Consider the following 21,094-nt stretch of genomic DNA (forward strand, 5'->3'; position numbering starts at 1 on the left):
CATGGCTGAGGCTCAGAACATCCCGGCGGGGTCCACCACCGCCGGCGCGATCGCGGTGGCCGCCGAGTCCACCGTCGCCACCCGGATGAGTGCCCCCCCGTCCTTCGACGTGGCGGACTTCCCGGTCCCGCACGGCCGCGAGGAGGAGTGGCGGTTCACCCCGCTGGCCCGCCTCAAGGGTCTGCACGACGGCACCGCGGTCGCCAACGGAACCATGAAGGCCCAGATCGACGCCCCCGAGGGCGTGACGGTCGAGTCGGTCGAGCGCGGCGACGAGCGGATCGGCAAGGCCGGCACGCCGGTCGACCGGGTCTCCGCCCAGGCCTTCTCCTCGTTCGCCAAGGCCACGGTCGTCACCGTGCCCAAGGAGACCGTGCTCGAAGAGCCGATCCGCGTCGCGCTGCACGGTGAGGGCGGTACGACCTTCGGTCACACCGTCTTCGACATCAAGCCGTTCGCCGAGGCGATCATCGTGATCGACCACACCGGTGACGGCGTCCGCGCCGCCAACGTCGACATCCTGGTCGGCGACGGCGCGAAGGTGACCTTCGTTTCGGTCCAGGACTGGGACGACACCGCGGTCCACACCTCGCAGCACAACGCCCTCATCGGCCGCGACGCGAGCTTCAAGTCCGTGGTCGTCACCTTCGGCGGCGACCTGGTCCGCCTGCACCCGCGCATCAGCTACGCGGGCCCCGGCGGCGAGGCCGACCTGCTCGGCCTGTACTTCACGGACGCCGGTCAGCACCAGGAGCACCGCCTCCTGGTCGACCACAAGGCCCCGCACTGCAAGTCGAACGTGGTCTACAAGGGCGCGCTCCAGGGCCAGGACGCCCACGCCGTCTGGATCGGTGACGTGCTCATCGAGAAGACCGCCGAGGGCACCGACACCTACGAGATGAACCGCAACCTCGTCCTCACGGACGGCGCGCGGGTCGACTCGGTGCCGAACCTCGAGATCGAGACCGGCGAGATCGTCGGCGCCGGCCACGCCTCCGCGACCGGTCGTTTCGACGACGAGCAGCTCTTCTACCTCCAGGCGCGCGGCATCCCGGCCGACGAGGCCCGCCGCCTGGTCGTGCGCGGCTTCTTCGGCGAGCTCGTGCAGCAGATCGGTGTCCCCGACATCGAGGAGCGCCTGCTCGCGAAGATCGAGACCGAGCTGCAGGCGTCCGTCTGATGACCTACGTCAAGGCCTGCGCGCTGAGCGAGCTGGAAGAGAACACCCCCAAGCGGGTGGAACTCGACGGCACGCCGGTGTCCATCGTCTCCACCGACGGGGAGGTGTTCGCGATCAACGACATCTGCTCGCACGCGAACGTCTCCCTCTCGGAGGGCGAGGTCGAAGACTGCATGATCGAATGCTGGCTGCACGGCTCGGCCTTCGACCTGCGCACCGGCAAGCCGTCCGGCCTGCCCGCTACGCGCCCCGTCCCCGTATACCCCGTAAAGATCGAAGGAGGCAACGTCCTTGTCGACGTACGCGCCTCCCTCACCCAGGAGTCCTGAGGTATCCATGGCAACGCTTGAAATCCACGACCTGCACGTCTCCGTCGAGGCCGAGCAGGGCGCCCGCGAGATCCTCAAGGGCGTCAACCTCACCATCAAGCAGGGTGAGACGCACGCCATCATGGGTCCGAACGGCTCCGGCAAGTCCACCCTCGCGTACGCGCTCGCCGGTCACCCGAAGTACACCATCACCAGCGGCACCGTGACCCTCGACGGCGAAGACGTCCTGGAGATGTCCGTCGACGAGCGCGCCCGCGCCGGCGTCTTCCTCGCCATGCAGTACCCGGTGGAGATCCCCGGCGTCTCGGTCTCCAACTTCCTGCGCACCTCGGCCACCGCCATCCGCGGCGAGGCCCCGAAGCTGCGTACCTGGGTGAAGGAGGTCAAGTCCGCGATGGAGCAGCTCCAGATGGACCCGGCCTTCGCCGAGCGCAACGTCAACGAGGGCTTCTCCGGCGGTGAGAAGAAGCGCCACGAGATCCTCCAGCTGGAGCTCCTGAAGCCGAAGATCGCGATCCTCGACGAGACCGACTCCGGCCTCGACGTGGACGCCCTGCGCCAGGTCTCCGAGGGCGTCAACCGCGTCCGCGACACGGGCGAGGTCGGCACCCTGCTGATCACGCACTACACGCGGATCCTCCGCTACATCAAGCCCGACTTCGTCCACGTCTTCTCCGAGGGCCGCATCGTCGAGTCCGGTGGCGCCGAGCTCGCCGACAAGCTGGAGGCCGAAGGCTACGAGTCGTACAGCACGAAGGGTGGCGCGACCGCGTGACACAGTTGCCTGGCCTCCTCGACATCGAGGCGATCCGCAAGGACTTCCCCCTTCTGGATCGTGTGGTCCACGACGGGAAGAAGATCGTTTATCTGGACAACGCGGCGACTTCGCAGAAGCCGCGCCAGGTGCTCGACGCGCTGAACGAGTACTACGAGCAGCACAACGCCAACGTCCACCGCGGCGTGCACGTGCTCGCCGAGGAGGCCACGGCGCTGTACGAGGGCGCCCGCGACAAGGTCGCCGCCTTCATCAACGCTCCGAGCCGCAACGAGGTGATCTTCACCAAGAACGCCTCGGAGTCGCTCAACCTGGTCGCGAACATGCTCGGCTGGGCGGAGGAGCCCTACCGGGTCGACCGCGACACCGAGATCGCCATCACGGAGATGGAGCACCACTCCAACATCGTGCCGTGGCAGCTGCTCTCGCAGCGCACCGGCGCGAAGCTGAAGTGGTTCGGCCTCACCGACGACGGCCGGCTCGACCTGTCCAACATCGAAGAGGTCATCACGGAGAAGACGAAGATCGTCTCCTTCACGCTGGTCTCCAACATCATGGGCACGGTCAACCCGACCGAGGCGATCGTCCGGCGGGCGCAGGAGGTCGGCGCGCTGGTGCTGATCGACGCCTCGCAGGCCGCACCGCACATGCCGCTCGACGTACAGGCGCTCGGCGCCGACTTCGTGGCCTTCACCGGTCACAAGATGTGCGCCCCGACCGGCATCGGCGTCCTCTGGGGCCGCCAGGAGCTGCTCGAGGACCTGCCGCCCTTCCTGGGCGGCGGCGAGATGATCGAAACCGTCTCGATGCACTCCTCGACCTACGCCCCGGCCCCCCACAAGTTCGAGGCCGGTACGCCCCCGATCGCCCAGGCCGTCGGCCTCGGCGCGGCCGTGGACTACCTGACCTCGATCGGCATGGACAAGATCGCCGCGCACGAGCACGCGATCACCGAGTACGCGATCAAGCGGCTCTCGGAGGTCCCGGACCTGCGCATCATCGGCCCGACCACGGCCGAGGACCGCGGTGCCGCGATCTCGTTCACGCTCGGTGACATCCACCCGCACGACGTCGGCCAGGTACTGGACGAGCAGGGCATCGCGGTCCGCGTGGGACACCACTGCGCCCGCCCGGTCTGCCTCCGGTACGGAATTCCGGCGACGACGCGAGCGTCTTTCTATCTGTACTCCTCTCCGGCCGACGTCGACGCACTGATCGACGGGCTGGAGCACGTACGGAACTTCTTCGGATAAGACGAAGCGACGAGGGCGACGAGGGCGCAGTGAAGCTGGAATCGATGTACCAGGAACTGATCCTGGACCACTACAAGCACCCGCGCGGGCGAGGCCTGCGCGACGGCGACGCCGAGGTGCACCACGTCAACCCGACGTGCGGTGACGAGATCACCCTGCGCGTGAAGTACGACGGCGAGACCCTCGCGGACATCTCGTACGAAGGCCAGGGCTGCTCCATCAGCCAGGCCGGCGCGTCGATACTGAACGAGCTGCTCGTCGGCAAGGAGCTGGGCGAGGCGCGGAAGATCCAGGAAGTGTTCCTGGAGCTGATGCAGTCCAAGGGCAAGCTGGAGCCCGACGAGGCCATGGAGGAGGTGCTGGAGGACGCGATCGCGTTCGCCGGCGTCTCCAAGTATCCGGCCCGGGTGAAGTGTGCTCTGCTGAGCTGGATGGCGTGGAAGGACGCGACCGCCCAGGCACTGGGCGACGCCGAGAGGAAGACGGCATGACCGAGAACGCGACGCCCGAGGCGTCCATCAAGCCGGCCACCGAGGAAGAGGTCCGCGAGGCCCTCTACGACGTGGTCGACCCCGAGCTGGGCATCGACGTCGTCAACCTGGGCCTGATCTACGGCATCCACATCGACGACGCGAACATCGCGACCCTCGACATGACCCTCACCTCGGCGGCCTGCCCGCTGACGGACGTCATCGAGGACCAGGCGAAGTCGGCCACGGACGGCATCGTCAGCGAACTGCGCATCAACTGGGTCTGGATGCCGCCGTGGGGCCCGGACAAGATCACGGACGACGGCCGCGAGCAGCTGCGCGCGCTCGGGTTCAACGTCTGATCGACGCCCGCCCCCTGCACGACCCGCACGACGGCCGTCCGACGGCCGAGTGAACGAACGACCCCCGGCACACCCGTGCCGGGGGTCGTCTGTTTTCCCGGACGACGGTCGGCGTGCACCGGGAGTTGGCCACGGTGGCCGAATCTTCTCGACGGCCCGTCACAACTGACGGCGCAGACGAGAGGACCTCCGTTGACCGTTCGCCCTTCGCCGGCACGCCGCCTCGGTGCCGTGGGAGCCGCCGGGGCCGCCGCCCTGCTCGCCGCAGGACTGGCCGCGCCCGCCCACGCCGCGCAGCAAGCCGCCGCCGAACCGACCATCGTGCTCTCCGCCGGTCACCTCTCCGGTGCCGTCGGCGCGATCGGCGACCCGGGCGTCACCGTGGACATCGCGCAGGAAGGGATACCCGCCGCCTTCCTCAAGGTCGACGTCCTCTCCTCCAGCAACCCGGCCGTCGCCGGGACCGGTGACGTGCACATCGCGCGGACCTGGCAGGGCGACCGCGAACTCACCGTCCGCCCGCGGGCCCAGGGCTACACCGACCTGACGGTCCGGGTGACCGGCCGCGGCGGCAAGACGGCCACGGCCACCCTCTCCTACGCCGCTTCGGCGCGGCTGGGCAGCGGCGCCCTCACCAGCCGCTACCTCACCGGCTCCGCCGACTCCTCGGCCGCCGTGGACGTCGGCGGCGGCTACGCGCTGGTCGCCGACGACGAGACCAACGTGCTGCGCCTGTACGACCGATTCCGCTCGGGCGCCCCCGTGAAGACCTGGGACCTCGGCCCCGCGCTCGGCCTCAAGAAGGAAGCCGACATCGAGGCGGCCGCCCGCGTCGGCGACACCGTCTACTGGACGGGCTCCCTCGGCAACAACAAGGACGGCAAGTACAAGGCCGAGCGCAACACGGTCTTCACCACCCGGCTCACCGGGACGGGCGCCGACACGGAGATCGTCTTCGGCTCCGCCTACAAGGGCCTGCGCGAGGACCTGATCGCCTGGGACACGGCCAACGGGAACCGCTACGGCTTCGCGGCGGGTACCGCGGCCGGCAAGATCCCGAAGAGCATCGACGGGTTCAACGTAGAGGGGCTGGAGTTCGCCCCGGGCTCGACCACCACCGCCTACCTGGGCTTCCGCGCTCCGCTGGCGCCCGCCGTGCCCGGCGGAAAGGCACTGGTCGTGCCCGTCACCAACATCGACCAGGTGGTGGCCGGTGCCGCCAAGCCGGTCTTCGGCGAGGCCGTCGAGATGGACCTGGGCGGGCTCGCGATCCGTGACATCCGCAAGAACGCCGCGAACCAGTACCTGATCCTGGCCGGTTCCTGGGCGGCGGACGACAACTCCGACCCCTACGCCCTCTACCAGTGGGACGGCGTCCCGGCCCACGCCCCGGTCAAGCGGGCCGACCTGCCGACCACAGACCCCGGCGGCTGGGAAGCCGTGGTCTCCGTACCGGACCTGCGGCTGCCCGGCGCCCCGGTCCAGCTGATCACCGACAGCGGCTCCGCCGACCTGTACGGCGACGGCACCGAGGCCAAGGACCTCGACCACCCGGAGTGGAAGAAGTCCCGGTCGGGATGGTTCGTGCTCGGCCCGGTCCGTGGGGGATCCCGATGAACCAGCAGATGCAGCAGCAGACGATGACGACGACGAAGAAGACGGCGATGAAGAAGACGACGACGAAGACGACGTACCTCGGGGCCGCCGGCATCGCCGCGCTGCTCCTCGCCGCCACGACGATGCCCGCGCAGGCGGTCACGTACGGCACGCCCACCATCTCTCTGTCCGCCTCCTACCTGTCCGGCGCCGTCGGCGGGGTCGGCGACCCGACGGTGAACGTGACCGTGGCGCAGAGCGGTGCGGACGTGTCCGCGCTCACCGTCAGCGCCTCGGCCTCCAGCAAGGCCACGGTCGCCGGGACCGGCGACGTGAGCGTCACCGGGGCGGGCGCGGTCCGCACGCTGGCGGTCGCCGCCCGCGGCCGCGGCTACACCAACCTCACCGTCAAGGTGACCGGGCTGGGCGGCAAGACCGCCACCAAGACGCTGTACTACGCCGCCTCCTCCGCGGTGCAGAACCCGGCCGACGCGCGCTACTTCACCGGCGCCTCCGACTCCTCGGCCGCCGTGGACGTCGGCGGCGGCTACACGGTCGTGGCCGACGACGAGAGCAACGTGCTGCGCCTGTACGACCGCGCCAACTCGGCGGCCCCGGTCCGGACCTGGGACTTCAGCTCGCAGCTCGGTGTCACCAAGGAGGTGGACATCGAGGGCGCGACCCTGATCGGCAACACCATCTACTGGACGGGCTCGCTCGGCAACAACAAGGACGGCGAGTACAAGGCGCCCCGCAACACGGTGTTCACCACCACGCTGACCGGCTCCGGATCCACCGCGCAGCTCGCGTACGGGCGTTCGTACAAGAAGCTCCGCGACGACCTGGTGGCCTGGGACAAGGCGAACGGGAACCGCTACGGCTTCGCCGCCGGTACGGCCGCCGGTGAGGCGCCGAAGCAGATCGACGGGTTCAACGTGGAGGGGCTGGAGTTCGCCCCGGGTTCCACCACCACCGCCTACCTGGGCTTCCGCGCCCCGCTCGCCCCGGCGGTGCCCGGCGGCAAGGCGCTGGTCGTGCCGGTGACCAACTTCGACAAGGTGATCTCCAACGGGACCAAGGCCACCTTCGGCGCGGGCATCGAGCTCGACCTCGGCGGGCTCGCGATCCGTGACATCCGCAAGAACGCCGCCGACCAGTACCTGATCCTGGCCGGTTCCTGGGCGGCGGACGACAACTCGGACCCGTACGCCCTCTACCAGTGGGACGGGATCGCGGGCCACGCCCCGGTCAAGCGGGCCGACCTGCCGACCGCCGACCCGGGCGGCTGGGAGGCCATCGTGGCGGTCCCCGACCTGTCGGTCGCGGGCGCGCGGGTGCAGCTGATCACCGACAGCGGCTCCGCCGACCTGTACGGGGACGGCACCGAGGCCAAGGACCTCACCCACCCGGAGTGGAAGAAGTCCCGCGCGGCCTGGTTCACGCTGAACTGAGCTCCCCGGAAGGGCCGGTGAGCTGCCTGGTGAGCTCCGCCGCCAGGTCCTCGCGGCGGATCCGCCGGTCCGCGTAGAGCAGGCCGGCGGTGAGCTGCGGGAAGCAGAGCAGCAGCGTCTGGGCGACCATCGCGCCGAGTGCCGTGAGGATCGTGTGCACGTAGCCGCCGTCCACCGCCGGGATCAGGCTGAGCGCCCCGGCCGGGGCGAAGGGCAGCTGGACGGCGTACGCCGCTGCGAGCGCGAGCGCGGCGGCGAGTCCGGTGAGGCCGAGGGTGCGCCACCAGGCCCCGCGCACCAGGCGGGCCGAGCGGCGCAGGGCGCCGAGCGGGCCGCGGCCCTCGCAGGCGGCGACCGTGGGCGCGAGCGCGCACAGCACCCCGAGTCCGAGTGCGGGCGGCAGGGTGGCCGCCGCCACCAGCGGGGGCAGCCCGGCGGCCAGGGCGGCTGCGCCCGGTCCGGCCACGGCGCCGAGGACCAGGAGCTGGGTGCCGAGGACGGCCCCGAAGCGGGGGCGGGCGGCGCGCAGCAGCGTACGGGCGGTGGCGGGGCGGCCGAGGAGCGCCGGGCGGAGCGCGGCGCCCGTCAGGGCGGAGGCCAGGGCGCAGGTCAGCAGGGTTGCCAGAGCCGCGGCGGGAACCAGGGCGTCGACGGGCCGGACGTGCAGGGCGAGGGCGGCCAGGGCGGTGGCGGCGAGCAGCAGCAGTGCGGCGAGCTGGCCGAGGAGCATGGCGCCGGTCAGCGGCACCCAGTACCGGGCGAGGGCGGCGCAGGCGCCGCCGAGTATCTCGCCGGGTGTGAGCGGCCGCAGGGATGTCACCCCGGGGCGGGGTGGCCGTGGCGGAAGCCAGCCGCCGCCCCAGTGGGTCCACTGCCCGTCCATGTGGATCTCCTCCCGTGCCGTTCGAGGGCGCACACCGTAACCGCGGGCGCGCGGGAAGTCCCGTAGCTGCGCAGAACCGACGTGTGTACGGGTGTACGCATCGTTGTGTACGGTCGTACGCATGCCCTATCTCCTGCTTGCCGCCGCCATAGCCGCCGAGGTCGCCGGTACCACCGCCATGAAGTTCAGCGAGGGCTTCACCAAGCTGTGGCCCTCACTGATCACGCTGGTGGGCTACGTCGTCGCCTTCACGCTGCTCGCGCAGACGCTGAAGTCGATGTCGGTCGGGACGGCGTACGCGATCTGGGCCGGTGTCGGCACGGCCGCGATCGCCGCGATCGGCATGGTCTTCATGGGGGAGGCCGCGACGGCCGCGAAGATCGGCGGCATCGTGCTGGTGATCGCCGGGGTCGTGCTGCTGAACCTCGGGGGGACGACGCACTGATGCCCCGCCGGCATGCCGGCGGGGCATCAGGGGCATCAAGAGGTTCCGCTCCTCGCCGTCACTGCACGTCGACGAGGTCCTCGCGGCTCGTGGCGGCGAAGTGGTCGGGAGCGGCCTGGTCGTAGCGGGCCTGCCAGGCCCCGTCCTTGGCGGCCGTGAAGAACGTCCTGAACGTGCCGTCGGCCGCCGTCGTGGTGGTGCCCGCCAGCGTCCACGCCGTCGCGCCGGTCGCGCGGAAGTAGATGCGGACGGGCTGGCCGCCGTACCCGCTCCAGGTGGTCTCGTTGGAGTACCGGGTGTGGTTGAGCCTGCCGGTGATGCCGATCGGCTTGCCGGCCTTGACCGGCTCCGGGGCGGCGTTGAACTCCGGGATCGCCGTGTCCACCCGGGCCAGGAGCCAGGAGAGCCCCGCGGGTCCGGCGGGGATCCCGGAGGCGGCGACGTACCGCAGCCGCCAGCCGCCGGGTCCCGGATAGGGCAGCCCCGCCGCCGTGACGGTGCGCGTGCTGTCCCCGGCCGGGGCGGTGCTGTACCGGGTCGCCTTGGTGATCCACTCCTGCGAGCCCACGGGCAGGAACTCGACCAGGACCTTCAGCTTGGCGGGCGCCGGGAGGTCGTACGCGGAGAGCTTGCCGGTGAGCGAGACCTTCCGGTCCGCGGTGAGGGTCGAGCTCAGTCCCCCGTGGAAACCGGCGCTGGTCGAAGGGTCCACGGCCACGGTCGCGTAGGTGCTCGTCAGCCAGGCCGATCCGGTGAGCGTGATCAGCCCGGAGATCCTGCCGTTGACCAGGACCTTCGTGGCGAACCGGCCGTCCGCACCGGTCTGGGCCGAGCCCCCGTCCCTGGAGCGGACCCAGGCGCCCGCGGGCGCCGGCTTCCAGGTGCCGTCGGCGCCCCTGAAGGCGAGGTGTCCGCCGATCGGAGCCGTGGTGCCGTCCGGCGCCTTCACCGTGGCGGTGTCCAGGGTGATCCTGGAGCTCCGGGCGGAGGTCCGGACCGTGCGGCTCGCGCTGCGCGGGCTGTTCGCCGCCTCCTTCTCCGGCCGGAGGGTCACGATGACCCCCGTCCCGTTCGTCCCCGGGGCGTTCGTCTCGGTGCCGGTGAAGGTGAACGGCGTCTCGACGTGCCCCGCGGCGTCGGTGCGCACGGGGGTGGAGCCGGCCGTCGTCTCCAGCATCAGCGTGCCGTTGGGCAGCGGCTGCTCGGTGTCGTTGCGGGGGTCGAGGCCCACCGCATCGCCCTTGACGGTGACCGTCCGGTGGTTGAGGTCCGGCGTCCCGACCACGTCGAGGCCGGTGACCCGGGGGATCAGGCCGTACGCGAGGGTGGCCTTGTCCTTGTGCACGACCGGTTCGCCCGCGGTGCCGTCGTACAGCACGTCCACGCTGTACGTGCCCAGGTCCGCCAGGCGCAGGGGCGCTGAACGGATGCCGGTCCCGAGGTCGGTGTCGTCCTGGCAGGACGGGCTGCACGGGTCCTCGTCCGGCGTGTCCTCGAACGAGGTGATCGTCGCCACCGGGGTGGCGCTTCCCGCCTTGCGCAGGTTCACCTTGAGGTGCTGCGGCCGCTTGGAGGTGCCGAAGTCCAGGTGGATCCGCGTGCTGTCGGTCCAGGCCCGGAAGCCGGACGGGTGCGGGTCCGCCGCGAGGGCAGCCGTGGGAATCACGAGGACGCCCCCGAGCGCCGTGGCCGTGCACAGGGCAGCCAGGCTGCGCTTCCTCATGTGTTGTCCTCCGGTAACTCGACTCGGCTGTCAGGATTCGGAGTTGAGACCCGCATGCCGGGCAAAGGGTTGTACGGCGATCTTGCCGGGTCCTGCCGCGCGTGTCCGGCGGTGTGTGCGGGTCTGTGTACTGTCGTACGCATGCCTTGTCCGCCGCCCGTAGCCGCAGTGCCCGCCGCCACCGTGACGGGGACCGGCCGCTGATGGCCGGCTCGGTGCGCCGCTACGACCCGGACCGGCGGGAGCGGATCATCGCCGCGGCGATCCGGGTGGTGGGCGCCCGCGGCATCGCGGGGCTCAGCCACCGCAGCGTGGCCGCGGAGGCCGACGTACCGCTCGGGTCCACGACGTACCACTTCAAGACCCTGGACGACCTGCTGGTCGCGGCCCTGCGCCAGGCCAACGAGGGCTTCGCCCGGGCGGTCGCGGACTCCTCGGCGCTGGCCGATCCGGAGGCGGACCTGGCGGGGGTGCTCGCCGTCCTGCTGGGCGAGTTCCTGGGGGCGGACCGGGCGCGGGCGGAGCTGGAGTACGAGCTCTACCTGGCCGCCCTGCGTCGCCCCGCACTGCGGCCGGTGGCGGCCGAGTGGTGCGAGGCCGTGGGGGAGGCGCTGGCCGCGCGCACCGACACGGTGACGGCCCGCGCGCTGGTGGCGGTCATGGACGGCATCTGCCTCCAGGTGCTGCTGACCGGCAGCCCGTACGACGAGCCGTACGCGCGCGACCTCCTCGGACGGGTCCTGCGCGGCTGACGGCGCCGCCGGGCACCACCCGTCGGGCTACCCCGCGGCCCGGACGGCGCTCAGTGCGGCGGCCACGCCCGCCTCGATGTCCCGGACCGGGTAGAAGACCTCGCGGACGGTCCGGTCGCGGTCCACGACCAGCGTCAGGCGCTTCAGCCGGCTGATGCCCCCGGCCCGGAACGTCGGCAGCCGCAGCGCCGTCACGAGTCCGAGTTCCGCGTCGGAGAGGAGGGGGAAGCGGAGCCCCTCGGCCTCGGCGAACTCCCGCTGCTCGTCCGGACGCTGGGTCGACACCCCGTGCACCGTCGCGCCCGCCGCCGTGAACTCCGCGAGCTGGTCCCGGTAGGTGCACGATTCGAGGGTGCAGCCCCGTGCCCCGGGGATCCCGGCCCACCCCGGCGGATAGGACTCGGACCGGGCGAACGCGCCCGGGAAGCAGTACAGGACGGTGAAGGGCGTGTCCGCCACCGGGTCGCGGAGTTCGCCGAAACGGTCCGGCAGCGTCAGCTCGGGCAGCCGGGTGCCCCGCAGGGCGTGGACCCGTACCGCCTCGCGCGAGGTCTCGTCCGTCGTCGCCGTCATCTCTCCCTCTCCCAGGATCCAGGTGTCCCCCCAGTCCTGGAGGGCGACCAGCACCGGCAGCAGCCCGCGTCCGCGCGGGGTCAGCCGGTACGCGTGGCGCACCGGGCGGTCCTGGTACGGCTCGCGCGTCAGCACGCCGGCCTCGACGAGGAGTTTCAGCCGTTCCGTCAGGACCTTGCGGGACATGCCCAGTTCGCGCTGGAACTCGTCGAAGCGGTGCACGCCGCGTGCCGCGTCGCGCACGATCAGCAGCGTCCACCAGTCGCCCACGACGTCGAGGGCCTGGGCGATGGAGCAGTCCGCGTCGTCGAGGTGCGTGCGCTGGGCCATGGGCACTCCTTTATGTCCGTTGACCCGAGGTTGTCATGCTGACATAGTCCGTTCCCAAAGGGAACTCACTTCTGGATGCGGGGGACACGGGTGTGCTGCAGGGGTTCAAGGACGTACCGAGGGTCGTGTGGCTGCTGGCTGCGGGGATCTTCGTCAACGCCGTCGTCAGCTTCACGTTCGTCTTCGTCTTCCTCTACCTGACCGGCCCGCGCGGCCTCGGCGCTGCCCAGGCGGGCCTGATCGTCGGCATCGGCGGGGTCGGGCTGGTCGCCGGGAACTTCACCGGGGGCTGGTACGGCGACCGCTTCGGCCACCGCCGGGTGCTGATCACCGCTTCCCTGCTCGCAGGCTCCGCCCTCGTCCTCCTGCCGGCCGCCTCCACCGGCCTGCTGACCCTCCTCCTGCCGCTCGCCCAGTACGCCTCCGGGGTGATCCGCGCCGCCAACTCCGCGCTGGTCGCCGTCACCGTGCCGGAGGGCTCCCGGCGCCAGGCCTTCGCCGTCACCCGCTTCACGTCCAACGCGGGCTTCGCGGTGGGCTCACCGATCGGAGCCTTCGTCGCGACCGGACTCTCCTACGACTGGCTCTTCGTCGCGGACGGCCTCGGCACGCTCTTCTTCGCCCTGTGGACCGCCCGGGTCGTCCCGGCCCGGGCCGCCACAGCCCCTTCCGCGGCCCCGGACGGGGGTCTGGGCCGCGGAGGGCTGTGGCGCGAGCTGCGCGCACGGCCGGCCGTCCTCGTCCTGCTCGGCGCGATCGTCGTCATCGACGTCGTCTACCGCCAGCACTACACGACCTTCCCGGTCTTCCTCGCCGACCACGGCCTCGACACCCGCGCCTACGGACTGCTCATCGCGATCAACGGCGGTGTGATCATGCTCCTGGAGATCCCCGCGGCCCTCGCCCTGCGCCGGCGTTCCCCGCTGCACATCATCGGCACGGGGCTGGTGCTGGTGGGCGGCGGCTACGCGATGCTGATGCTCGGAGTGGGCGTCGCGACCGCCGCCGCCATGATGGTGCTGCTCACCCTCGGCGAGATCCTCTACAAGACCACAGCCACGGCGTACGTCGCGGACGAGTCGCCCGAGCACGCCGTCGGCCGGTTCCAGAGCCTGTACGCGGGGGTCTCCGTCAGCGGTGTCGTCCTCGCCGGACCCCTCGGCGGGGCCCTGTACGACGCTGCGCCCGGCCTCCTGTGGCCGCTGTGCGCGGTCCTCGGCACGGCCGCGGGCGGGGCCGTCCTGGCCGTGGGTGCGCGGGAGGCGCGGCGACGCGCGCGACCGGCACATGAGACCGGTTCGCGACCGCAGGCCGTCGCCGGTTAGGTTTCGGGCATGACTGCTACGCGTACCACCGGCGCCGTCGCCGCCGGACTTGCCACCATCACCGCCGACGGCACCGTCCTCGACACCTGGTTCCCCGCCCCCCAGCTGGTCGCCGAGCCCGGCCCGGCCGGCACCGAGCGCCTCACCGCCGAGCAGGCCGTGGAGCTGCTGGGGGCCACCGCGCCCAAGGCGATCCGCCAGGACGCGGTCCGCGGCGTCGAGGTCGTAGCCGTCCGCACCGTGATCGCCTCCCTGGAGGACAAGCCGCTGGACGCGCACGACGCGTACCTGCGCCTGCACCTGCTCAGCCACCGCCTGGTCAAGCCGCACGGCCAGAACCTGGACGGCGTCTTCGGCCTGCTGGCCAACGTCGCCTGGACCTCGCTCGGCCCCGTCGCGATCGACCAGGTCGAGACGGTCCGCCTGAACGCCCGCGCCGAGGGCCTGCACCTCCAGGTCACCTCGATCGACAAGTTCCCGCGGATGACGGACTACGTCGCCCCCAAGGGCGTGCGCATCGCCGACGCGGACCGGGTCCGCCTGGGCGCGCACCTCGCCGAGGGCACCACCGTCATGCACGAGGGCTTCGTCAACTTCAACGCCGGCACCCTGGGCACCTCCATGGTCGAGGGCCGGATCTCCGCGGGCGTCGTCGTCGGCGACGGCTCCGACATCGGCGGCGGCGCGTCCACCATGGGCACCCTGTCGGGCGGCGGCAAGCAGATCATCTCGATCGGCGAGCGCACCCTGATCGGCGCCGAGGCGGGCGTCGGCATCGCGCTGGGCGACGAGTGCGTCGTCGAGGCCGGCCTGTACGTGACCGCGGGCACCCGCGTCACCCTGCCGGACGGCCAGATCGTCAAGGCCCTGGAGCTCTCGGGCGCCAACAACATCCTCTTCCGCCGCAACTCGGTCTCCGGCGCCGTCGAGGCCCGCCCGTACAAGGCGGCCTGGGGCGGCCTGAACGAGGTCCTGCACAGCCACAACTGACCGGCACCGGTCAGGTCCGGGCCCACGTACACGAGCGCCCTCCCACCCGTCGGGGTGGGAGGGCGCTCGTGCGTGGTGAGCTCCTCCCGCCCCGAGCGGGGGAGGGGCTTCGCGTGCACGGTGTCGGTGCAGGTCGGTGCAGGTCGGTGCAGGTCAGTGCAGGGGGATCGTGCGGACCAGGCCGGCGAAGGCCTGCTGTTCCGCCTCGGTCAGTTCCACCGACTCCATCGGGTGGACGGAGGTGCCGCGCTGGGCGGGGATGACCGAGAGGCCTTCGAAGGCGCCTGGCTCCGGGTGGTGGAAACGGCTGTCCCACAGCATGTGGCCGAGGCCGATCAGCCAGACGACGGCGGCCACGAGCAGGACGGCGATGCCGATTTCCTGCGCGAGGGAAATGGAGGGGAACACGCGGTCCTCCAAGGGAGTGGCTGGAATGAGATACAAGATCGGGCGTGGGGACACTCAACACCAGAACCGCCCGAATGGGTAGGGATGTGCTGAGCGTCACGCCAGGGCCAAAGGTCCCTTCCTGGGTCGGCGACGGCCCTCGGCCCGCGGTATCCCTAGGTCAGCGGCAGCTTGAAGCCCTCGTGGCTCCGGGCGTAGCCCAGCCGCTCGTAGAACCGGTGCGCGGCGGTGCGCCGCTTGTTGCTGGTGAGCTGCATCAGGCCGCAGCCGCGCTCGCGGGCCCGGTCCGCCGCCAGCTCCATCAGGCGGGCCCCGAGCCCACCGCCCCGCCGGTCCGCGCGGATCCGTACGGCCTCCACCAGGGCCCGCTCCCGTCCGCCCTGGCCGAGACCCGGGACGTACGTCAGCTGCAGGCAGCCGACGAGGTCCCCGTCCGCCTCCAGGACCAGCATCTCGTTGCGCGGGTCCGCCGCGATCGCGGCGAAGGCCCGCTCGTGCGCCTCGGAGACCGGCTCCGGGGCCGGAGCGCCGGTGTCCGCCGCGGCCGGCTCGTCGTCCTGGGCGAGCAGGGCGAGTACGGCGGGCAGGTCCTGACGCGTTGCGGTACGGAAGATCATGCCGCGATCATGCCAAAGAGGCCCATGCGCCGACGGGCCCGCATGCCGAAGGGGCCGGGCGGCGGTGCGGCCCGGCCCCTTCGGCGCCGCCGCTACGGGCGGAAGCGCACGACCTGCGGGTCGTGGTCGCTGTTCTGGTTCGCGAACTCGGCGTTGATGTGCACGCTGTCGTAGGTGAACTGCTTGATGCCGGGGCTCGTCAGGATCTGGTCGAGGACCTGCGCGTTGCCCTGGTAGACGTACGAGTACCGCTCCGACCGCGGCAGGGACTTGATCGCCGAGTACAGCGCCCCGCCGTCCTCCAGCGCCTTGGTCGTGTCGGAGAACTCGAAGTCGTTGATGTCGCCGACCACGAGGACCGCGGCCTTCTTCTCCACCGCCAGGATGTCCTTCACGAAGCCGTTCACGGCCTGTGCCTGCAGCAGCCGCTTGGCCTCGGAGGAACGCACGGGCGGCTGGGTCGCGGAGGTCAGGCCCTGGTCGCCGCCCTTCGAGCCGAAGTGGTTGGCGATCACGAAGACCGTCTTGCCGCGGAAGACGAACTCGCCGGCCAGCGGCTTGCGGCTGTCCGCCCACGCCGGGTTCGCCGGGTCGATCCGGCCGGGGGAGTGGGTCAGGGCCGCCTTGCCCTTCTCCTTCACCACACCGGTCGCCGTCACGGCGTCGCCGGGGGCGCGCTCCGTGAAGGAGACCCGCTCCGGGTTGAAGAGGAACACCTGGCGGATGTTGCCGCCGGGCTCGCCGCCGTCCTTCTTGTTCTCCGGGTTGACGCTCCGCCACTGGTAGGCCGGGCCGCCCGCGGCCTTGATGGCCTCGGTGAACTTCGTCAGGGTGGCCTCGGCCGAGACGGTGCCGTCGTCCTTGGCGCCGTTGTCGTCCTGGATCTCCTCCAGGGCGAGGACGTCGGGGGAGGCGAGGTTCTCGACGACGGCCTTCGCCAGGTTGTCGAACTTCTCCTGCGGGTCGGTCGGGTCGAGGTTCTCCACGTTGTACGTGGCCACCGAGAGTTCCTTCTCGGCCTGCGGCTTGGCCTTCTCCGGGGCGAGGGTGCCCGGCTTGACCGTGCCGAGGGTGCGGGCCACCAGGGTGTAGCCGCCGAACTGGTTGAAGTCCAGCGGGCCTTCGGTGCGGCCGGTCAGCTTGTCGCCGACGTTGGCCACCGGGAACGGCTGCTGCGCGAGGGGCGCGAGCTGCTGGATCTGGAGGCGGCCGGTGTTCTGGGAGTCGTACGAACCGTAGAGCGTGCCACCGCGCTTGGTGTTGTTCTCCCAGCCCTTCACCGTGACCCACAGCTCGGCGTACGGGTCGGTGGCGCCGACCACGCGCGAGTTGCCGATCGCGATGTTCATGCCTTCCAGGGACTCGTAGTAGTCCAGGGCGTAGCGCGAGGGGTCCAGGGTCAGGCCGTTGATGCTGCCGGCGGCGGCCGGGTCGCCCTCCGGGGCGTAGGCGCAGGGCACCGAGTACTCGTTGACGGCGGTGGCCGTGGGCACCGCGTTGCCGGAGGAGACCACGGTCACGACGGGCTTGGAGATCTGGGTGACCGACTGGTTGCCGGAGGAGACGCCGCCGGGGATGTACTCGCCGACCAGGCCGGAGACCTTGACCGCATCGCCGACCGCGACGGTCGGGACCGCGTTGGTGAAGACGAACACGCCCTCGCTGGTGGCGTCGTCGTCGTCGGCGTCCGGATCCTGGATCCAGAAGCCGCGCGAACCGTACGTACGAACGCCCGTGACGACGCCCGCCACGTCGGCGACCTGCTTGCCGACCAGCGGGGATATCCGGGTGGTGCCCTGGATGTCGTGGATGCGTATCGGATCGGCGGACACGGCGCCTTCGGCCGCGTCGGCGGTGCCCGCGAGCAGGCCGGTGGCCAGCGCGGTGGCGACGAGGGCCGCGACGGCGGCGGAACGGGGATGCGAGGAGCGCATGGGCGGGAACTCCGGTGTGTGGAGGAGGAAGCAGATATCTACGCGCGTCAATTTCCTTCGTGGCCGGCAAAGTTGTCAAGCCCTACAGGGGATACGGAGGTTGACTGTGGGATGAACCAAAGGGGAGGGGCAGTCGGACGCGCCCGAAATGCGTCTACTCTGGGGCGCCGTACGACCGTTGCCGAACCACCCGAATCACCCGTACCCGAACAACCCGTGCCCGCGAGGAGAACCGCCCCATGTCCGCAGACTCGCACCCCACGCTGCCGCCGGTACGGCTGCTCCCCGACGCGGAACTGGCCCGCGAAGCCCTGGCCGCCCCGCTGTTCGCCCGCGCCGTGCGCCTCGCCCGCTGGGCCGGACCGGACACCCGCGTGGACACCGGTGGCGAACTCGTCGCCGGACAGCTGCCCGAGGCCGTGGCCCTGCTGGGCCTCGATCCCGCCGACGAGGACTCCGCGGCCCATGCGAGCCAGGCCTGGCGGGTGGCCGTCGACTCCGGCCTCGTCGACGTCACCGAACCGGAGGAGGACGGCTCCGCCTCCGGGGAAGCGTCCGGCGAGGACCGGGAGTTCGGCACCGCCGAACCCGGCGAGGACCTGGCGCTGGTGACCGGCGGAACCCCCGGCGACGTGCTCGACCTGTGGCTGGCGGCCCTGGACACCGTCCTCGCGGACGCGGCGGTACCGGCCCTGGACGACCTCGTCGACGCCCTCGACGCGGGCGGCGAGATCGACTTCGACCAGCTCGACTGGAACCCGAGCCGCGAGGCCGACTTCCTCGACGGGGTCCTCGCCAACCTCTACCTGCTCGCCGTGGCCGAAGGCGGCACGGCCGACGGCCCGGTGCCGCTCCCGGTGCTCGCCGCCTCGATGGTGGTGCCGGACGACATGGGCGACCCCACCGACGCCGTACTGGAGCAGGTCTCGGACGCGATGATGCGCCTCGACGACCAGTTCCGGCAGCTGGAGCCGATCGGGCTGGTCGAGTTCCGTCCCGTCGACGAGGCGCTGATGGCGGAGGCGGAGGACGAGGAGTTCCTCACGGCCGCGGGCCCCGGCGGCGCCGCCGAAGAGGAGGACGTCTCCCGGTACGGGCTGGTGCGCCTGACCCCCCTCGGGCTGTACGGGATCCGGGCGCGCATGCTGGAGGCGGGCGTCGAGGCCCCGGCCGTCGGCGAACTGGCCGGCAAGGGCGCGGACGTCCTGCTCGACGTGGTCTCCCACTACTCCGAGGCCGCCGCGCAGGCCGAGATCGAACACTGGCTGGCCGGCCGCCCCGTACCCGAAGCCGTCACGGAGCTGCTCGCCGCCGCCCGCGGCGCCGACCCGGGCGGCCCGCTGCGCCGGCTGCGCTGCCAGCAGGCCCTCGCTCCGACCGGAGCGGAGGCCGAGCAGGCGGTCCGCGCGGTACTGGACGACGCGGAGCTCGGCGGGCTCGCCCGCGTCTGGCTCGCCGAGCGCGGGGTGACCGACGTACCGGCGCCGGACGAGGAGATGGTGTTCTGGCTGACCGTCGACACGATCGCGGCGCAGCTCGCGAGCGGTGGGGGAGCGGGTGGGGCCGACGGCGGGGAGGGCTCGGAGGCGGAGCTGCCGCTCCTGATCGAGTCGCTGACCGCCCATCACGCCGGGTTCTTCGAGCAGGCCTGGCGGGTGGAGCACCCGGCGACGGCCTACGTGCTGGAGGCGATGGGGCGGCTGCACCCCGACAAGAAGGCGGCCAAGGAGGCGCGGAAGGCCGCGTTCAAGGCGCGTTCCCGGGGCGTGTGAGGCGTTGGTAACCGGCCGTTCCCGCAAGGGACTCGGCCAACGGGGACGCCGGTGAAGGGGTCGACTCGTCTTCCCGGGTAGTTCAGTCGGCGTTCACGTGCGGGCGGGAGCGTGTGCGCCGACGACCGCACGACAGGCGCACCACCTCCCCACCCCTGGAGACCCGATGCCGCTCAGCCGTAGAGACTTCACCGCCCGCACCGCACTCGCGGGTGCGGGAGTCGCCCTCACCGGAACGGTCGGCGCACTGGCCACCGCCCCCGGGGCCCTCGCCGCGGACGGCGGGGCGGGGCAGGGCGTCGGCCTGGACCGGGGGCAGGACCACGGTCCCGGCCGCCGCCCCGGCTACGGCCCGCTCGTCCCCGACCCGGCCGGCATCCTTGCCCTCCCCGCGGGGTTCACGTACCGCGTGATCACCCACAGCGGTGTCACCAAGCTCGACTCGGGCGAGATCACCCCGTCCAACCACGACGGCACGGCCGCCTTCGAGGGCCACCGGGGCGTCACCCTCCTCGTCAACAACCACGAGCTGAAGGGCCCCCGCGCGAACTGGAAGCACCCCGTCCCGATCACCGAGGGCCTCGTCTACGACCCGGCCGCGGCCGGTGGCTGCACGGTCGTCGAGGTCCGGCGCGGCGGCGAGGTCGCCGAGTGGGTGGGCATCTCCGGTACGTCGACCAACTGCGCGGGCGGCTCGACCCCCTGGGGCACCTGGCTGACCTGCGAGGAGAACTCGGACCTCGCCGGCAAGAACGGCATGACCAAGGACCACGGCTACGTCTTCGAGGTGGACCCGCACGACCGCCGCGCCAACCTCGGGCCGAAGCCGGTCAAGGCGTTCGGGCGCTACGACCACGAGGCCGTGGTCATCGACCCGCGGACGGGCCACGCCTACCTCACCGAGGACGCCTCCAACCCCAACGGGCTGCTCTTCCGCTGGACCCCGCCGAGCGGCTTCCGGCACGGGCGCGGCAAGCTCCGTACGCTCGCCGACGACGCCGGTGTGCTGGCGGCCGCCAAGTGCTTCGACAGCGCCGGGCGGTTCGTCGACGACCTCTCGCGCGCGACGAAGATCGGCACCACCTACGGGGTGGACTGGGCGCCGGTCCCGGACCGCGACGCGCGCACCGTGGCGGTGCGCAAGCAGTTCGGGGAGTCGGCCGTGACCCGCGCGCGCAAGCTGGAGGGCATGTGGTGGGCCGACGGCGGGGCGTACTTCGTCTCCTCCTACGCCCGTGAGGAGAGCCCCGGCGCGGCCCACGACGGCCAGGTGTGGTTCTACGACCCCAAGCGGCGCACGGTGCGGCTGCAGGTCCTGCTCGGGGTGAACGCCGACCCGTCGGTGGACGGCGGGTACGACGGACCGGACAACATCACGGTCTCCCCGTACGGCGGCCTCGTCATCGCCGAGGACGGCTCGGGTCTGCAGCACCTCTTCGGCGCCACGGAGTCGGGGCGCACGTACCCGCTGGCCCGCAACGAGATGAACATGGGGACGGACGAGGAGCCCGAGTACTCGGAGTTCACGGGGGTCTGCTTCTCGCCGGACGGGCGGACCCTGTTCGCCAACATCCAGGACCCGGGCATCATGCTGGCCATCACGGGACCGTGGCGGCGCGGCTGCTGAGCGCCGCGGGCGGCGGACATGAGAAGAGCCGCCGGGGCTTCGGCCCCGGCGGCTCTTCTCGTCGTCTCGTCCGTGCTGCTGTGCTGCTGGTCTTCTGTCCGTCTGGTCGTCTACTGAGCTTCGGCGCGGCTGGCCGCGGCCCACTCTTCGAGGAGGAACTCGTACGCCTCGGAGGGCCACTCGCCGTCCACCCGGCTCTCGACGAGCTGCCGGATCGCCTCGTTCGCCTCGGCGGCGGACGGGCGCGCGGGGCCCGCGGGCTGGAGTGTCTGGTGCATGCCTCCAAGGCTACGGGCGGG

21 protein-coding genes are annotated in these 21,094 nt (G+C 71.6%); 14 read left to right on the forward strand and 7 right to left on the reverse strand.

Going from position 1 to position 21,094, the window contains the following annotated elements:
- The first annotated feature begins 1 nt into the window (after position 1).
- The 8 genes from sufD (at position 2) to ACZ60J_RS36880 (ending at position 7,416) form a co-directional block, all read left to right on the forward strand.
- Entirely contained in the window at positions 2-1,180 is a 1,179-nt protein-coding gene (gene sufD, locus ACZ60J_RS36845; RefSeq protein ID WP_469688545.1) for a Fe-S cluster assembly protein SufD, read from the forward strand.
- Positions 1,180-1,509: a bifunctional 3-phenylpropionate/cinnamic acid dioxygenase ferredoxin subunit gene (locus ACZ60J_RS36850; RefSeq protein WP_469688546.1), complete on the forward strand. Its 330-nt coding sequence runs from the start codon at positions 1,180-1,182 to the stop codon at positions 1,507-1,509. The genes sufD and ACZ60J_RS36850 overlap by 1 nt, the downstream gene beginning before the upstream one ends.
- A gap of 7 nt (positions 1,510-1,516) precedes the next feature.
- Complete coding sequence (sufC, locus tag ACZ60J_RS36855) at positions 1,517-2,284, forward strand: Fe-S cluster assembly ATPase SufC (RefSeq protein ID WP_250742307.1); 768 nt, start codon at positions 1,517-1,519, stop codon at positions 2,282-2,284.
- Positions 2,281-3,537, forward strand: coding sequence for a cysteine desulfurase (locus ACZ60J_RS36860; RefSeq protein WP_469688547.1), 1,257 nt, complete (start codon positions 2,281-2,283; stop codon positions 3,535-3,537). Before sufC ends, ACZ60J_RS36860 begins: the two co-directional genes overlap by 4 nt.
- 29 nt (positions 3,538-3,566) lie before the next feature.
- Positions 3,567-4,028: a Fe-S cluster assembly sulfur transfer protein SufU gene (sufU, locus tag ACZ60J_RS36865; protein WP_469688548.1), complete on the forward strand. Its 462-nt coding sequence runs from the start codon at positions 3,567-3,569 to the stop codon at positions 4,026-4,028.
- Positions 4,025-4,369: a metal-sulfur cluster assembly factor gene (locus ACZ60J_RS36870; protein WP_030009139.1), complete on the forward strand. Its 345-nt coding sequence runs from the start codon at positions 4,025-4,027 to the stop codon at positions 4,367-4,369. Before sufU ends, ACZ60J_RS36870 begins: the two co-directional genes overlap by 4 nt.
- 192 nt (positions 4,370-4,561) lie before the next feature.
- Positions 4,562-5,986 (forward strand): hypothetical protein, encoded by a 1,425-nt coding sequence (locus tag ACZ60J_RS36875; RefSeq protein WP_469688549.1) that lies wholly within the window; start codon positions 4,562-4,564, stop codon positions 5,984-5,986.
- Positions 5,987-6,108: 122 nt separating this feature from the next.
- The gene (locus ACZ60J_RS36880) at positions 6,109-7,416 is read left to right on the forward strand and encodes a DUF3616 domain-containing protein (protein ID WP_469688638.1); all 1,308 of its coding nucleotides are present in this window, start codon (positions 6,109-6,111) and stop codon (positions 7,414-7,416) included.
- Here ACZ60J_RS36880 and ACZ60J_RS36885 read toward each other — a convergent pair.
- Complete coding sequence (locus ACZ60J_RS36885; protein ID WP_469688550.1) at positions 7,403-8,299, reverse strand: hypothetical protein; 897 nt, start codon at positions 8,297-8,299, stop codon at positions 7,403-7,405. The genes ACZ60J_RS36880 and ACZ60J_RS36885 overlap by 14 nt on opposite strands.
- Before the next feature lie 121 nt (positions 8,300-8,420).
- On the opposite strand from ACZ60J_RS36885, the gene ACZ60J_RS36890 reads away from it, so the two are divergent.
- Complete coding sequence (locus ACZ60J_RS36890) at positions 8,421-8,744, forward strand: DMT family transporter (RefSeq protein ID WP_469688551.1); 324 nt, start codon at positions 8,421-8,423, stop codon at positions 8,742-8,744.
- Positions 8,745-8,802: 58 nt separating this feature from the next.
- Here ACZ60J_RS36890 and ACZ60J_RS36895 read toward each other — a convergent pair whose 3' ends face one another.
- The gene (locus tag ACZ60J_RS36895) at positions 8,803-10,467 is read right to left on the reverse strand and encodes a hypothetical protein (protein WP_469688552.1); all 1,665 of its coding nucleotides are present in this window, start codon (positions 10,465-10,467) and stop codon (positions 8,803-8,805) included.
- A gap of 203 nt (positions 10,468-10,670) precedes the next feature.
- On the opposite strand from ACZ60J_RS36895, the gene ACZ60J_RS36900 reads away from it, so the two are divergent.
- Complete coding sequence (locus ACZ60J_RS36900) at positions 10,671-11,219, forward strand: TetR/AcrR family transcriptional regulator (protein WP_469688639.1); 549 nt, start codon at positions 10,671-10,673, stop codon at positions 11,217-11,219.
- A gap of 27 nt (positions 11,220-11,246) precedes the next feature.
- Here the strand turns inward: ACZ60J_RS36900 and ACZ60J_RS36905 are convergent, their stop codons facing one another.
- A complete protein-coding gene (locus tag ACZ60J_RS36905; RefSeq protein ID WP_469688553.1) occupies positions 11,247-12,122 on the reverse strand; it encodes a winged helix-turn-helix transcriptional regulator in 876 nt (291 codons plus the stop codon).
- A 95-nt stretch (positions 12,123-12,217) separates the two neighbouring features.
- Between ACZ60J_RS36905 and ACZ60J_RS36910 the strand changes: the two genes are divergently transcribed.
- Positions 12,218-13,447, forward strand: a complete 1,230-nt coding sequence (locus ACZ60J_RS36910) for an MFS transporter (protein ID WP_469688640.1) — start codon at positions 12,218-12,220, stop codon at positions 13,445-13,447.
- 9 nt (positions 13,448-13,456) lie between these two features.
- Complete coding sequence (gene dapD / locus ACZ60J_RS36915) at positions 13,457-14,437, forward strand: 2,3,4,5-tetrahydropyridine-2,6-dicarboxylate N-succinyltransferase (RefSeq protein ID WP_112449505.1); 981 nt, start codon at positions 13,457-13,459, stop codon at positions 14,435-14,437.
- A 153-nt stretch (positions 14,438-14,590) separates the two neighbouring features.
- On the opposite strand, the gene ACZ60J_RS36920 is transcribed toward dapD, so the two are convergent.
- The 3 genes from ACZ60J_RS36920 to ACZ60J_RS36930 all read right to left on the reverse strand — a co-directional run bounded on the left by ACZ60J_RS36920 (position 14,591) and on the right by ACZ60J_RS36930 (position 17,396).
- Complete coding sequence (locus ACZ60J_RS36920) at positions 14,591-14,845, reverse strand: hypothetical protein (protein WP_250742297.1); 255 nt, start codon at positions 14,843-14,845, stop codon at positions 14,591-14,593.
- A 155-nt stretch (positions 14,846-15,000) separates the two neighbouring features.
- Positions 15,001-15,462: a GNAT family N-acetyltransferase gene (locus ACZ60J_RS36925; protein ID WP_469688554.1), complete on the reverse strand. Its 462-nt coding sequence runs from the start codon at positions 15,460-15,462 to the stop codon at positions 15,001-15,003.
- A 92-nt stretch (positions 15,463-15,554) separates the two neighbouring features.
- Entirely contained in the window at positions 15,555-17,396 is a 1,842-nt protein-coding gene (locus ACZ60J_RS36930) for an endonuclease/exonuclease/phosphatase family protein (protein ID WP_469688641.1), read from the reverse strand.
- A gap of 239 nt (positions 17,397-17,635) precedes the next feature.
- Between ACZ60J_RS36930 and ACZ60J_RS36935 the strand changes: the two genes are divergently transcribed.
- Positions 17,636-19,168 carry a hypothetical protein gene (locus tag ACZ60J_RS36935; RefSeq protein WP_469688555.1) on the forward strand — a complete coding sequence of 511 codons (1,533 nt, stop codon included), beginning with the start codon at positions 17,636-17,638 and terminating at the stop codon, positions 19,166-19,168.
- A gap of 166 nt (positions 19,169-19,334) precedes the next feature.
- Positions 19,335-20,795: an alkaline phosphatase PhoX gene (locus ACZ60J_RS36940; RefSeq protein WP_469688556.1), complete on the forward strand. Its 1,461-nt coding sequence runs from the start codon at positions 19,335-19,337 to the stop codon at positions 20,793-20,795.
- Positions 20,796-20,905: 110 nt separating this feature from the next.
- Here the strand turns inward: ACZ60J_RS36940 and ACZ60J_RS36945 are convergent, their stop codons facing one another.
- A complete protein-coding gene (locus ACZ60J_RS36945) occupies positions 20,906-21,073 on the reverse strand; it encodes a hypothetical protein (protein WP_243338429.1) in 168 nt (55 codons plus the stop codon).
- Positions 21,074-21,094: the final 21 nt, after the last annotated feature.

This window comes from Streptomyces sp. NPDC104226 (genome assembly GCF_055584085.1).

What these genes read in the sequence shown, in the direction of transcription:
- ACZ60J_RS36900 (WP_469688639.1), top strand. Translation starts at nt 10,671, where the DNA reads ATGGCCGGCTCGGTGCGCCGCTACGACCCGGACCGGCGGGAGCGGATC.
- ACZ60J_RS36945 (WP_243338429.1), bottom strand. Translation starts at nt 21,073, where the DNA reads ATGCACCAGACACTCCAGCCCGCGGGCCCCGCGCGCCCGTCCGCCGCC.
- sufD (WP_469688545.1), top strand. Translation starts at nt 2, where the DNA reads ATGGCTGAGGCTCAGAACATCCCGGCGGGGTCCACCACCGCCGGCGCG.
- ACZ60J_RS36895 (WP_469688552.1), bottom strand. Translation starts at nt 10,467, where the DNA reads ATGAGGAAGCGCAGCCTGGCTGCCCTGTGCACGGCCACGGCGCTCGGG.
- ACZ60J_RS36870 (WP_030009139.1), top strand. Translation starts at nt 4,025, where the DNA reads ATGACCGAGAACGCGACGCCCGAGGCGTCCATCAAGCCGGCCACCGAG.
- ACZ60J_RS36925 (WP_469688554.1), bottom strand. Translation starts at nt 15,462, where the DNA reads ATGATCTTCCGTACCGCAACGCGTCAGGACCTGCCCGCCGTACTCGCC.
- ACZ60J_RS36940 (WP_469688556.1), top strand. Translation starts at nt 19,335, where the DNA reads ATGCCGCTCAGCCGTAGAGACTTCACCGCCCGCACCGCACTCGCGGGT.
- ACZ60J_RS36935 (WP_469688555.1), top strand. Translation starts at nt 17,636, where the DNA reads ATGTCCGCAGACTCGCACCCCACGCTGCCGCCGGTACGGCTGCTCCCC.
- ACZ60J_RS36905 (WP_469688553.1), bottom strand. Translation starts at nt 12,122, where the DNA reads ATGGCCCAGCGCACGCACCTCGACGACGCGGACTGCTCCATCGCCCAG.
- dapD (WP_112449505.1), top strand. Translation starts at nt 13,457, where the DNA reads ATGACTGCTACGCGTACCACCGGCGCCGTCGCCGCCGGACTTGCCACC.
- ACZ60J_RS36890 (WP_469688551.1), top strand. Translation starts at nt 8,421, where the DNA reads ATGCCCTATCTCCTGCTTGCCGCCGCCATAGCCGCCGAGGTCGCCGGT.
- ACZ60J_RS36885 (WP_469688550.1), bottom strand. Translation starts at nt 8,299, where the DNA reads ATGGACGGGCAGTGGACCCACTGGGGCGGCGGCTGGCTTCCGCCACGG.
- sufC (WP_250742307.1), top strand. Translation starts at nt 1,517, where the DNA reads ATGGCAACGCTTGAAATCCACGACCTGCACGTCTCCGTCGAGGCCGAG.
- ACZ60J_RS36880 (WP_469688638.1), top strand. Translation starts at nt 6,109, where the DNA reads ATGCCCGCGCAGGCGGTCACGTACGGCACGCCCACCATCTCTCTGTCC.
- ACZ60J_RS36850 (WP_469688546.1), top strand. Translation starts at nt 1,180, where the DNA reads ATGACCTACGTCAAGGCCTGCGCGCTGAGCGAGCTGGAAGAGAACACC.
- ACZ60J_RS36930 (WP_469688641.1), bottom strand. Translation starts at nt 17,396, where the DNA reads ATGCGCTCCTCGCATCCCCGTTCCGCCGCCGTCGCGGCCCTCGTCGCC.